At 66.4% G+C, this 12,664-nt stretch carries 11 protein-coding genes; 6 read left to right on the forward strand and 5 right to left on the reverse strand.

Annotated features, from left to right (window positions below; all coding sequences use genetic code 11):
* Positions 1–457 (forward strand): hypothetical protein (locus G3N97_RS18095; protein WP_205994474.1); only part of this gene is annotated, 457 nt, incomplete at its 5' end.
* A 96-nt stretch (positions 458–553) separates the two neighbouring features.
* On the opposite strand, the gene G3N97_RS18100 is transcribed toward G3N97_RS18095, so the two are convergent.
* The gene (locus G3N97_RS18100; protein ID WP_205994475.1) at positions 554–1,903 is read right to left on the reverse strand and encodes a nitrate/sulfonate/bicarbonate ABC transporter ATP-binding protein; all 1,350 of its coding nucleotides are present in this window, start codon (positions 1,901–1,903) and stop codon (positions 554–556) included.
* 80 nt (positions 1,904–1,983) lie between these two features.
* Positions 1,984–3,747 carry an ABC transporter permease subunit gene (locus tag G3N97_RS18105; RefSeq protein WP_205994476.1) on the reverse strand — a complete coding sequence of 588 codons (1,764 nt, stop codon included), beginning with the start codon at positions 3,745–3,747 and terminating at the stop codon, positions 1,984–1,986.
* Between the two features lie 590 nt (positions 3,748–4,337).
* Here G3N97_RS18105 and G3N97_RS18110 point away from each other — a divergent pair.
* Positions 4,338–6,017, forward strand: coding sequence for a sensor domain-containing diguanylate cyclase (locus G3N97_RS18110; RefSeq protein ID WP_205994477.1), 1,680 nt, complete (start codon positions 4,338–4,340; stop codon positions 6,015–6,017).
* Positions 6,018–6,214: 197 nt separating this feature from the next.
* Positions 6,215–6,481, forward strand: coding sequence for a hypothetical protein (locus G3N97_RS18115; RefSeq protein WP_065063739.1), 267 nt, complete (start codon positions 6,215–6,217; stop codon positions 6,479–6,481).
* Between the two features lie 146 nt (positions 6,482–6,627).
* On the opposite strand, the gene G3N97_RS18120 is transcribed toward G3N97_RS18115, so the two are convergent.
* Positions 6,628–7,941 carry an ATP-binding protein gene (locus G3N97_RS18120; RefSeq protein ID WP_065063741.1) on the reverse strand — a complete coding sequence of 438 codons (1,314 nt, stop codon included), beginning with the start codon at positions 7,939–7,941 and terminating at the stop codon, positions 6,628–6,630.
* Positions 7,925–8,656 (reverse strand): response regulator, encoded by a 732-nt coding sequence (locus G3N97_RS18125; RefSeq protein ID WP_065063743.1) that lies wholly within the window; start codon positions 8,654–8,656, stop codon positions 7,925–7,927. The genes G3N97_RS18120 and G3N97_RS18125 overlap by 17 nt, the downstream gene beginning before the upstream one ends.
* Before the next feature lie 229 nt (positions 8,657–8,885).
* Between G3N97_RS18125 and G3N97_RS18130 the strand changes: the two genes are divergently transcribed.
* On the forward strand, positions 8,886–9,452 hold the full coding sequence (locus G3N97_RS18130; RefSeq protein ID WP_205994478.1) for a periplasmic heavy metal sensor: 567 nt from the start codon (positions 8,886–8,888) through the stop codon (positions 9,450–9,452).
* A 219-nt stretch (positions 9,453–9,671) separates the two neighbouring features.
* On the opposite strand, the gene G3N97_RS18135 is transcribed toward G3N97_RS18130, so the two are convergent.
* Positions 9,672–10,370, reverse strand: coding sequence for a pirin family protein (locus tag G3N97_RS18135; RefSeq protein ID WP_205994479.1), 699 nt, complete (start codon positions 10,368–10,370; stop codon positions 9,672–9,674).
* 524 nt (positions 10,371–10,894) lie between these two features.
* Between G3N97_RS18135 and G3N97_RS18140 the strand changes: the two genes are divergently transcribed.
* Together G3N97_RS18140 and hisQ are read left to right on the forward strand one after the other, a co-directional pair.
* On the forward strand, positions 10,895–11,671 hold the full coding sequence (locus tag G3N97_RS18140) for an ABC transporter substrate-binding protein (protein ID WP_205994480.1): 777 nt from the start codon (positions 10,895–10,897) through the stop codon (positions 11,669–11,671).
* 285 nt (positions 11,672–11,956) lie between these two features.
* A complete protein-coding gene (hisQ, locus tag G3N97_RS18145) occupies positions 11,957–12,646 on the forward strand; it encodes a histidine ABC transporter permease HisQ (RefSeq protein ID WP_205994481.1) in 690 nt (229 codons plus the stop codon).
* Positions 12,647–12,664: the final 18 nt, after the last annotated feature.

Here is a 12,664-nt window from a genome sequence, read left to right on the forward strand (position 1 = left end):
GCTCACCACCAGCGACTGCGGGTCGATCGGCGCGGCCAGCGGGGCGGCCGCCGCGGCCGCCACCGGCATCGTCACCGCGAATCCGGCCGTGGGCGTGGGCGTGGGTATCGCCGTGCAGGCGGCCACCGACGAAGCCGTCAACCGCTTCATGAAGAGCATGCACGCCGACCAGCAGGAGCTGATCGCGGAAACCGCCGGACGCCTGCCCGTCGACGGCACCGACACCTGGCGCATCAAGCACACGCTGCCCGTGGAAAACGGCCACGGCAAGGTGCGCGTGACGCGCGCGTTCGCGTCGGCGCTCGCGCTGTGCAAGGACTTCGTGTTCTCGGTGCAGGACGGCGACGCCGCCAATTCGCCCGAGCAGTGGTACACCGCGACCGCGTGCCAGGATCAGAGCACCTGGAAATGGGCGACGGCCGAGCCTGCGGTGGAACGCTGGGGCTCGCTGCAGTAATTCCACAAGCAACGCTCGCGCAACACGAAAAAAAACGGTCGCCCAGGCGACCGTTTTTCATGGTGCGTATCGCGTGAAGGCGATCCGCGAAATCGATCAGGACTCCACGTCTTCGAGACTGAAGATTTCGGACTGGTCGTTGTACGAGAAGATCTCGCCGTAACGGCCCCAGTCGATCACGGTGTCGAGCGTCTCTTCGGCCGCGCCGTCGGAGAGAAAGTCTTCGAGTTCCTGCTCGAAGCGCACGCGCGGCGCGCGGTGGCCCGGACGTTCGTTGAGCACCTTCTTGATCCGCGCCGCGAGCGGCACGTGACGCAGCAGATGCTCGGCGAACATCATCTTGCGCTCCTGCGTGCCGAATTCCGCGAACACACGCGCGGGCGGGGTGAGCAGCACGTCGCCTTCGCGCACATCGGCGAACCCGAGGTGTTGCAGCACTTCCGCGATCGGGAACAGATCGTCCACTTCCAGATGCAGCGAGCGCGCGATTTCCGGCATGTCGGCGCGGCCGTGATACGGCGCGGCGGCGAGCGTTTCGATCAGACCGGCCATCAGGTTGGTCGACACGCGCGGCAGCCAGCTGCCGAGTTCGAGCCCCTTCTTCGTCGTCTCGTCGGTCTGACGCGCGGTCATCTTCGCGTAGATGTCGTCGACGAGCTTGCGGAACGCCGGGTCCAGACGATTGCGCGGATGCTTGAACGGCACCTTGATTTCCGCGACCACGCGCCCCGGATTCGACGACAGCACCAGAATGCGGTCGCACATGAACACCGCTTCCTCGATGTTGTGCGTGACGATCAGCACCGACTTGATCGGCAGACGGCCTTGCGTCCAGAGATCGAGCAGGTCGGTACGCAGCGTTTCGGCGGTCAGCACGTCGAGCGCGGAGAACGGCTCGTCCATCAGCATCAGCATCGGGTCGACGACGAGCGCGCGCGCGAAGCCCACGCGCTGGCGCATGCCGCCCGAGAGTTCGCGCGGATAGGCGTTTTCGAAGCCGTCGAGACCGATCAGGTCGATCGCCGCCAGCGCGCGTTCGCGACGCTCGCGCGCGCCCACGCCCTGCGCTTCCAGACCGGCTTCCACGTTCTGCAGCACCGTCAGCCACGGGAACAGCGCGAAGGTCTGGAACACCATCGCCACGCCTTCGGCCGGGCCGTCGAGCGGCTTGCCGCGCCACGTCACCTCGCCGCCGGTCGGCTCGATCAGCCCGGCGATGATGCGCAGCAGCGTCGATTTACCCGAGCCGGAACGGCCGAGCAGCCCGACGATCTCGCCTTCGCGCAGCGACAGATTGGCGTCGTCGAGCACCAGCAGTTCGCCCTGCGACTTGTTGAAACCCCGGCACACGTCCTTGACACGCAGGATTTCCTCGCCGAGACGCGGCGGATTCGGGGCCGTCTGCACGTCGCCGTGCGCGGTGCTCAGGGTCTTGGGGTTTTGCATCGCGTTACCTTCGATCCTTCGATCCTTCGTTGATTCGCTCAGTTTCTGCGCGTTTTTTGCGCGGTTTCGCCCGATGGCGATCAGTCGAGCCGCAGCCGCGATTCGGCATGCGTGTACAGCGGACGCCAGAGCACGCGGTTGAACAGCGTGACGAACAGCGACATAACGGCGATGCCGAGAATGATCTTCGGAAAATCACCGGCGGCGGTCATCTGCGCGATATACGCGCCGAGGCCATGCGCTTCGAGTTTCGTGTCGCCCCACTGCACGTATTCGGCGACGATGCTCGCGTTCCACGCGCCGCCCGAGGCCGTGATCGCGCCTGTGATGTAGTACGGGAAGATGCCCGGCAGCACCGCCTGACGCCACCACTGCCAGCCACGGATGCGGAAATTCTTCGCCGCTTCCTTGTAGTCGTTCGGGTAGGCGCTCGCCCCGGCAATCACGTTGAACAGGATATACCACTGCGTGCCGAGCACGATCAGCGGTGACAGCCAGATGTCAGGATTGAGGTGGAAGCGCACAATCACAATCACGAACACCGGGAACAGCAGGTTCGCCGGGAACGCCGCGAGAAACTGCGCGAGCGGCTGGATCTTTTCCGCGAGCGCCGGACGCATGCCGATCAGCACGCCGAGCGGCACCCAGATCACCGAGGCGATCGCGATCAGCACCATCACGCGGAACAGCGTGATGAGGCCGAGCACCAGCACATGGCCGACTTCGTCGAGCGAGACGCCGGTGCGCACGTAGGCCACCACGCGCCAGACCACGAACAGCGTCAGCGCGATCACGAACAGCGCCCAGACGATATCGCCGAGCTTCGAGCGCACGCCGCTGCGCGCGGGAGCCACGGGCGCGGCGCGCTGGATCGTCGGGAACGCGGGCAGACGCAGAGGAATGCGCGCGGCCTTGGCGAAAATCCAGCCGAGCGGCACGAGCAGTTCGTGAATCAGATGCGTGCGGCGGATCAGGTCGAGCAGCCAGGACTCGGGCGCGTCGCCGGAACTGGTGTTCTCCATGCGGAACTTGTCGGCCCATGCGACGAGCGGACGGAACAGCAACTGGTCGTAGGCGAGGATCACGACCGTCATCGTCAGGATCACCCAGCCGATCGCGTGCATGTTGCGCTCGGCGATGGCCTGCGCGAGATAGGCGCCGACGCCCGGCAGCGTGATCGTGTTGTTGCCCACCGTGATCGCTTCGGAAGCCACCACGAAGAACCAGCCGCCCGACATCGACATCATCATGTTCCAGATGAGGCCCGGCATCGAGAACGGCACTTCGAGCTTCCAGAAGCGCTGCCAGTTGGTCAGATGGAAACCTTTGGAGACTTCATCGAGATCGCGCGGCACGGTGCGCAGCGATTGATAGAAGCTGAAGGTCATGTTCCATGCCTGGCTCGTGAAGATCGCGAAGATCGCCGCGAGTTCGGCGCCCAGCACGCGCGAGGGAAACAGCGCGAGAAAGAACGTGACCGTGAACGAGATATAGCCGAGCACCGGCACCGACTGGAGGATGTCGAGAATCGGCACCAGCACGAGACCCGCGCGACGGCTCTTGGCCGCGAGCGTGCCGTAGACCAGCGTGAAGATCAGCGAGGCGACCATCGCCGCCAGCATGCGCAGCGTCGTGCGCATCGCGTATTCGGGCAGGTTCGAGGCGTCGAGCGAAATCGGCTGCGCCTTGAGCGTGGCGATGGGCGCCATCGTTTCGTGAAAGCCCACGGCCGCCATGGCGATCAGGCAGATGATGAGCGGGAACGCCACGAAGTCCCAGCGATTGGGCAGCACGCGCCACGCCGAAGCGTTGGCCGTGCGGTTCAGGTTGAACTTGAATTCCATCAGACGCGCTCCCCGTTGAAGATCGATGCGGCGGCCGCGCGGTGCGGTGCGCGCGCAGCACAAGCCGGGCAAGCGACGCAAGCAACACACGCAACGCGGGCGGCGCGCGGAGAGCGGAAATCAGCAAAGGCAAGACGCATGGACTGAGTATTTCGTTAGCGTTGATGACGCGGCGGCGGGCCGCTCACGCGGCAGGCTTGCCTTGTTCGGAACGGCACGACACTACACCAACCTTCGTGACACATTCAACCTCGCGCGTCACGCTGGCGGGATTCCGGCAAACGCCCGCCGGCCGGGGCTTTCGAGCTGCTTTCGGGTCGCTTGCTGCGATATTCCGGCAAGCATCCGGCACGGCAGCCCTCGGTTCCCCAAACGACTACGCCATACGGCAAACACGTGCGACGCCCGCCAGACGGCGTTTGCAGGCTCGCGCACGCCGTTCGAGAGGTAGAATCGTCACGCGGCGACGGCCACCCCTTCGCCGCGCAGTGTCCCGTTGTGCCGGGCCGGTGCTTCTCGCGCCGGGATATCGGGCGAGCCGCCCGCTCAAGCATCAGGCGCGCCATGCCCATCCACGAACCAGAAGGCCGATGAACAGGAGACTCTTGCGCCAGGCAACTGGGCCCTTGGGGGTCCTGCTGGCCGCGCTCATCTACTGGCTGGGTGCCGGCTGGCTCGCCGACCACATGGTGCGTCAGGAGCTTGACACGGCGCTTGACGTCCAGCGTCAGATGACGCGCTCCGTCGTCGACAACATGGCTGAAGTGATCGCCAGCGATCTCTCCATGTCGCGCGCGATTCCCGCGACCATCGCAGAAACCCACGTGGTGCAGCAGGCGCTCACTGCGGCCGGGCATTATGCCGCGTTGCGCACGTCTACGGAACTGGCGAGACGCGAAGCGTTGCAGCAGATGCCCGAGCTCGCCGCCGTCAACCGCTTTCTGCAGGAAGCGCAAGGCTTCTCCGGCTTCGACGCGATCTGGCTCGTCAACAGCAACGGCATCTGCATCGCGTCGAGCAACGCGATGAACAGGATCTCCTATTTAGGCGTCGACATGCGCCCGCGTGCGTACCTCAGCGACACGCTGCTTGGCGCGTTCTCCGAAACCTATGGCGTGGGCACGTCGAGCGGCGAGCCCGGCATCTTCGTTGCCGCGCCCTCCTACGACAACGGTCTTCTCGTCGGCGCCGTGGTCGCCAAGGTGAGCATCGCGCGACTGCGCCACTGGGTCACGCATCCGGGCACCTTCGTCTCCGACAGCAACGGCGTGATCGTGATGGCGCACGACAGCGCGCTCGAAGGGCTCGCGATGCCAGGCTCGCACGTCGAGGAGATGAACGCCGTCGACCGCGTGAACACCTATCTGCGCGAGCGCTTCTCCGAACTGTCGCTGCAGAACGCCGCCGACGCCGCCACGAATCAGGCGCCGTGGATGCCCGCGCAGGCCGCGCAGTCGCTTGTCGATCTGCCGGGCCAGCGTCTGCCCGCGCTTTACGAAGTGCGCGGCGGGCTCAACTCCGGACTCTCCGCGCATCTCGTCGATCCGCTCAACGCCTGGCCCGAACTGATTGCCAACCATCGGCGCGATCGTCTGCTGATTTTTCTGATGCTCACGGGCATCTCAGCGCTCGCAGGAGTGATTTCGATTTCATGGGTGCGCGAGCGGCGCCTGCATCGCGCGAGCCGCGACCTCGCGGGGCAACTGCAGGCCGCCAACGCGCTGCTCGCCGCCGAAGCGCGCCACGACGCGCTCACCGGCGCGCTGTCGCGCCGCTATTTCCTCGACCTGCTGCGCCGCGAAATCGACGCCGCCTATGCGCAGGGCAAGCCGCTGTGCATGGCGATCGCCGACCTCGATCACTTCAAGCAGATCAACGACCGATTCGGCCATCCGGCGGGCGACCGCGCGCTTCAGCATTTCGCTTCGACCTGCCGCGCCGCGTTGCGGTCCGACGACGCCGTGGGACGACTCGGCGGCGAGGAGTTCGGCATCCTGCTGCCCGGTACCTCGCTCTCGACCGCGCGCGACGTGATCGATCGCCTTCGCCGCGAAGTGAAGTCGAGCCCGTGCGCGGAACTGCCCGCGGAGTCGAACCTGAGCGTGAGCATCGGCGTCACCGAACTGGCCGCGTCGCAGGATCAGCCCGAACGGCTGATGAGCCGCGCCGATCTGGCGCTTTACATGGCGAAAGCGGGCGGCCGCGACCGCTGTGAGGCGATGACCGCCGACGGCGCCGTACCGCCGCGCAGCGCCGCCGAAACGTGGTGAGCGCGCCGTCGCCGCGTACGCCGAACATCAGCACACACTCACTTAACTGCAGAACTCGACCGGGGCAAACCGGTCCGACGCGGTATCATCGGACCAGCACAGCACGCGCCGCCATGCTGCGCGCATCGCCGAAGTCCGGCGCGCGGTCCGGCGCGCGGCGCATCAGGTCGTTTCACAGCACATATCAGGAGGCTTGCATGAAGGGAAATCTGGTCATCGTCTGCCGCGATCAGGATGCTCTCGCGTTCGACCAGTTGATGGTGGAATACGGCGCGTTCCAGACGCGCCTCTCTTCGACCGCGTGGTATCTGAAGCTCGAGGCTGCGCCCGAGCTGGTCCAGGAAGAGATTCTCGCCCGCATCGGCAAGTACACGACCCACTACATCTTCGAAGCCGACAGCGTTGTCTACAACACGGTCGACAGCGAAGCCGCCGCCGCACTCGACACGCTGTTCTCGGCCTGAAAATAAAAAGAGCGGCTGGTTCGCAGCCGCTCCGGGTCACACTGATTCATATTCGCCAACAAACATCCGCTGGTCTTTCGGTCGGCTCCGGCACAGCCCGGACGCCCGCCGCGCAAATCCCCAAACCGTCTAGAGCACGCCGGCGCTCACCAGATCTGAGCCGCCTCGGCCACCGTACGCTCGACCACTTCGAACGGAAAACTCATGCGCACCGCGAGGCCGCCGCTTTCGCCGTTGCCGATGGCGATCTCGCCGCCCGCACGCCGCACGAGCCGCTCGACGATCGCGAGACCCAGGCCGCTGTGGCCGTTGCCGCCGCGCGCCGGATCGAGCCGCACGAACGGACGGCTCGCCTGCGTGAGGTCCTGGTCGGCGATGCCCTTGCCGTGGTCGCGCACCGTGAGCGTGTAGCCCTCGGCATCGCGCGACGTTTCGATCACGACGGGCGGCGCGCCATAGGCGTGCGCGTTGTCGAGCAAGTTGGCAACCACGCGGTCGAGCGTGGCAGCCGGGAGACGGAAATCCGGACCGGCCTTGAAGCGCCTCTCGATGGCCAGCGTCTCGCCGCCCACCGTGCGGTAATTGCGCGCGATGCGCTCGCACTGCTCGTCGACTTCGACGGGCTCGCTGCGGTCGGCGCCATCGTGCGCGAACACCAGAAACTGGTCGACGATATGCGCCATCGACTCCACGTCGCGCACCACGCCGTCACGCACCTTTTGCTCGTCCATCATTTCGGCGCGCAGACGCAGACGCGCCAGCGGCGTCTTGAGGTCGTGCGCCACGCCCGCGAGCATGACCGCGCGGTCTTTCTCGGTGCGCTCGACTTCCTTCACCATCTGATTGAAGCCGCGCGTGAGCTGGCGCAGCTCGCGCGGACCGCGCTCGCGCAGCGGCGGCACGGGCTGGCCGCGGCCAAAGCGCGCGACCGCATGAGCCAGCGCACGCAGCGGCTTTTGCACCATCCACGCCGCCACCAGCGCGGCCACCAGCGCCGCCGAGAAGATGATGATGAACCACGGCGCGCGGTCGATCGGCCGCATCATGCGCAGCGGCTGACCCGGCACGACGATCCACTTCGCGTCCTGCGGCCCCTTCACCCACAGCGTGGGCGGACGGCCCGGCATGCCGGGGCGCACTTCCGTGCCCGGCGGCATGCGCTCGCGGATGTCGTCGAGGAAACGGTGGAGCGGCTCCGGCATTTCGTTGCGCATGGTCGGCACGTCCGGGCTGTCGGCCGGCACCAGCTGCACCCGCGAGGGCAGCGGCTGGTCGGGCTCGCGCTGGACGTGCTGGCGCACGGCGTCGACGAGGAACATGGCCTCTTCGACCGCGTAGCGCGATTGCATCTGGTCGCGCTCGAGACGCATGAGCGCGAACCAGGCGACGTGCGACAGCAGCAGAACGCCAATGAAGAGCAGCGCAAGCCGCCCGAACAGCGAATCAACCGGCCGGCGCATGACCACTCTGCTCGCCGTCCGGCACGAAAACGTAGCCTCGGCCACGCACCGTCTGGATGAAGCGCGGCGTGGACGGATCGGTTTCGAGGATGCGGCGCAGACGCCACACCTGCACGTCGATGCCGCGATCGGTGCCGTCGTATTCCGGACCGTGCAGCAGTTCGAGCAGGCGCTCGCGCGTGAGCGTACGCATGGGGTGATTCACGAAAATCTTCAGGAGCGCGAATTCGCTGCCCGACAGCATGATGGGCTTGCCTTCCTGCTGGAGCGTGCGCGACTGGAAGTCGAGCGTGAAGCGGCCGAACGAGAACGGCTCGCGCTGCTCGGGCGCGGCGGCCGAGGGCAGCGTGCGGCGGCGGCGCAGCACGGCCTGCACGCGCGCCAGCAGTTCGCGCGGGTTGAAGGGTTTGCCGAGGTAATCGTCGGCGCCCAGTTCGAGACCGACGATGCGGTCCACGTCGTCGGCGCGCGCGGTCAGCATGATGACGGGGATGTCGTCGCCGGACGCGCGCAGCTTGCGCAGCGCGGTGAGCCCGTCGACGCCCGGCATCATGAGATCGAGCACGATCAGGTCGGGGCGCTCGCGCTCGAGGCGGCGCTCGAGCGAGCCCGCATCGTGCAGCACCGACACTTCCATGCCTTGCCGCGCCAGATAGTCGCGCAGCAGGTCGCGCAGTTCGACGTCGTCATCGACGACCAGAATTTGAGTAGCCATGGGACGAAGTTTAACGCGCGCATGTAAGCCGTTTGCTTACACGGAGGCGCTTTGGGTTACGAGAAGTTACCGCGAAAGGCGCATGTAATGTCGCGTAATGACAACGCCGTGGCCCGTAACACGCCGCTCCTGACCGGCCTATACGCTAGGGACACCGGTTGCGGCCGCCCTCCTTCGGGCGCCGTGCCAAACCGGACCAAACCTTCAAGGATTTGTCAGGAGCATCACCATGTACAAGACTACTTCGCGCCTTCTCGCGATCGCCGCTGCCTCTCTCGCTCTCACGGTCGGCGCAACCGCCGCCAATGCACAAACGCCGCCGCCGCCCCCGGGCGGTCCCGGCATGATGCACGGTCCGCATGGCGGCCCGGGCATGCACGGCGACTTCATGATGGGCGCCAAAAAGCTGCACGACAAGCTCAACCTGAACGCCGCTCAGGAAAAGCAATGGCAAGCCGCCGTCGACACCATGAAGCAGAACGGCCAGGCCATGCGCAAGAACCATGAACAGCTCAAGCAGCAGTTCGACGCGCAGAAGAACCAGCCGATCCTCGACCTGAACGCGATGCACGCCACGCATCAGCAGATCGAGCAGCAGGAAGCGCAACTGCGCGAGCAGACCGCGCAAGCCTGGCTCGCGTTCTACAACGGCCTGAACGACCAGCAGAAGACCACCGTCAGCTCGGCGCTCAAGGAGCACTTCGCGAAGATGGAACAGCGCCACGAGAAGATGCGTCAGCGCTGGGAACAGCATCGCCACGACAAGGGCGCGGCATCGGCGCCGGGCGCGCAGTAAGCACCCGGGCGCAAGTCGAGGCGCGCGCCTGAGCGGACGCGCGGCGGGTCGCGCCGCCGCATGTCCGCCCGGCGCGGGCCTGACCGCCCTGTTCAGCAAAGACGCAAACACAAGCGAAAGCGCCGCGAGTCTCATCCCTCGCGGCGCTTTTTTCATGGCCGCGCGCGGAGCGTTTCCGCGCGCGGCGTCACACGCGCAGCCTGCGCGTGCCGTGCGGCATCACGCCACGTCGAACAGCAGCACTTCCGCCGCTTCGCCCTTCGCGAGCACCACGGCCGTTTCGGCTTCGATCATCGCTGCGTCGCCGGTGTTCAGGCGCTCGCCGTTGACCTCCAGCGCGCCGCGCGCCACCTGCAAGTAGACCCGCCGCCCCGCTGGCACCGCATACTCCGCGCGCTCTTCGCCGTCGATCAGCGCCGCGTGGATCGAGGCGTCGGCCTGCACCGTCACCGAGCCGTCGCGCCCGTCCGGCGAAGCGATCAGGCGCAGACGGCCGCGCTTGTCGGCGTCGTCGAAACGCTTTTCCTCGTAGCCCGGCGCGCCGCCGCGTTCGGTCGGCAGCAGCCAGATCTGCAGCAGATGCGCTTCCTCGTCCTTCGAGGCGTTGAACTCGCTGTGCATCACGCCCGTGCCGGCGCTCATGCGCTGCACGTCGCCGGGGCGGATGGTCGAGCCGTTGCCCATGCTGTCGCGGTGCGCGAGCGCGCCGGAAAGCACATAGGTGACGATTTCCATGTCGCGGTGGCCGTGCGCGCCGAATCCGCGTCCGCCCGCGATGCGGTCGTCGTTGAGCACGCGCAGCGCGCCGTAGTGCAGGTGCGCTTCGTCGAAATAGTCCGCGAACGAGAAGCTGTGATACGTGTCGAGCCAGCCGTGGTTGGCGTGGCCGCGTTCGTCGGCGCGTCGGATGGCGAGCATGGGGATTCTCCGTTATGGGTATCGATGTCCGAAGGTATGGGCAGACGCGCCTCCGCACAATCCGCACCGGCGCACCGCATCGTTTCGCCAGCAACATCAATGGCCTGCGCGGGCGCTCAAGGCGTCACGGGCGCGTCGCGGCCGTCCGGACACCGATCGGGCGCCCGATCGCCGCTCGATGCGCGCCCCGCAACCAATTCTGTCAGACCTGAACCACATGCCTGGTGCCAAGTCGCCCGCGCGCGCCCTGGCTTCGGGTAAAATACCGCGCTTTTCGGCCAGCGCCATCCCGCGCGCGGCCCGGCGCCGGCTTTGGGCGCCAGCCTGGATGCCCAGCGCGTCCGACCCGTATTTTTGATCGCCTACAATGGCGGCGCTCCGGCCACGAGCCGGTTCGCGCAAGTCGCGAGCGAGCGCCGGTATCGACGCGCGCCGTCCGGCGCCGCGGTCCCGAAGCGCCCGCCTCAGCTATGGAAGGGACGGAGTCGGTGATGAACCACTCGCTCCGCCCCGACAGGAGAAAGATGAAGAAGTTCGCAGTGTGCGTCGCGCTCGCCCTGATGGCGGGCAGTGCCGCGGCCAGGGATTGGCATACCGTGCGTATCGGCGTCGATGCGAGCTATCCGCCGTTCGAGTCCAAGGCCGCCAACGGCCAGATCGTCGGTTTCGACGTCGAACTCACGAAGGCGCTGTGCGCGCGCATGAACGTGAAGTGCGTGTGGGTGGAAAACGACCTCGACGGCATCATTCCGGCGCTCAAGGCGCGCAAGTTCGATGCGATCGTCTCGTCGCTGACGATCACGCCGCAGCGCCGCCAGCAGATCGACTACTCCGACAAGCTGTTCGACGCGCCCGCGCGCATGATCGCGCGCAGCGGTTCGCCGCTGCTGCCGACGCCGGAATCGCTCAAGGGCAAGAATGTCGGCGTGGAACAGGGCTCGACCCAGGAAGCGTACGCGAAGGTCCACTGGGCGCCCAAGGGTGTGAACGTGGTGTCGTACCAGAACCAGGATCAGGTTTATCAGGATCTGATCGCGGGCCGCCTCGACGCCACGCTGCAGGATGAAGTGCAGGCCGACTACGGTTTCCTGAAGACGCCGCGCGGCAAGGGCTTCGGCTGGGCCGGTCCGGAAGTCGAGGATCTGGCAACGATCGGCGACGGCACCGCCATCGGCCTGCGCAAGGACGACGCCGACCTGAAGGCGAAGTTCAACGCGGCCCTCGCCTCGCTGCACAAGGACGGCACGTTCGACAAGATCGCGAAGCAGTATTTCGACTTCCCGATCTACAAGGGCAAGTAACTCGGGCAAGCAAGCAGGGCAAAAGGCCGGCGCGCGCGCCGCGCCCGGGGCTCGCCCCGATGGACCGCGCAGGCGCTTCGTATACAGTGCGAGGCGCGTCCTGCGAAGACGCCGTCCAGAGCGCCATCGACACCATTCGACACGCGCCTCCAGGACACGGAGACCGACGGCCACGCGGCGAAGCCTCGCCAGCCGCGCTTGACCGGATTTGAACCGCGGCAGTCGCTGCCGCGCCTTTCGCGAGGCGCCCCTCGGCATCGAGGACGCTTCGTCGAGGACTCACCTATGTTTCTTCAAGGCTACGGCCCGCTGATCCTCGCCGGCACCTGGCAGACCGTCAAGCTCGCGGTGCTCTCGCTCGTGCTCTCCTTCGTGCTCGGGCTGATCGGCGCGGCGGCGAAGCTCTCGAAAAACCGCGTCGTGCACGGCGCGGGCACGGCCTACACCACGCTGATCCGCGGCGTGCCCGATCTCGTGCTGATGCTGCTGCTGTTCTACAGCATCCAGATCTGGCTGAACGACCTCACCGACATGCTCGGCTGGGATCAGATCGACATCGACCCGTTCCTCGCGGGCGTGGTGGTGCTCGGCTTCATCTACGGCGCGTACTTCACGGAAACCTTCCGCGGCGCGTTTCTCGCCGTGCCGCGCGGCCAGCTCGAAGCGGGCCACGCCTACGGCATGACGAACTGGCAGGTGTTCACGCGCATCATGTTCCCGCAGATGATGCGCTTCGCGCTGCCCGGCATCGGCAACAACTGGCAGGTACTCGTGAAGTCCACGGCGCTCGTCTCGATCATCGGTCTCGCCGACGTCGTGAAGGCCAGCCAGGACGCCGGCAAGGGCACGCTGCGCTTTTTCTTCTTCACGCTGCTCGCGGGCGCGATCTATCTCGGCATCACGACGGTCTCGAACTTCGTGCTGATGTATCTCGACAAGCGTTACTCCACGGGCGTGCGCAAAGCGGATCTCTGAGATCCAGGCTCAGGCGGA

Source organism: Paraburkholderia sp. Ac-20347 (assembly GCF_017104805.1).
Lineage (GTDB): Bacteria > Pseudomonadota > Gammaproteobacteria > Burkholderiales > Burkholderiaceae > Paraburkholderia > Paraburkholderia tropica.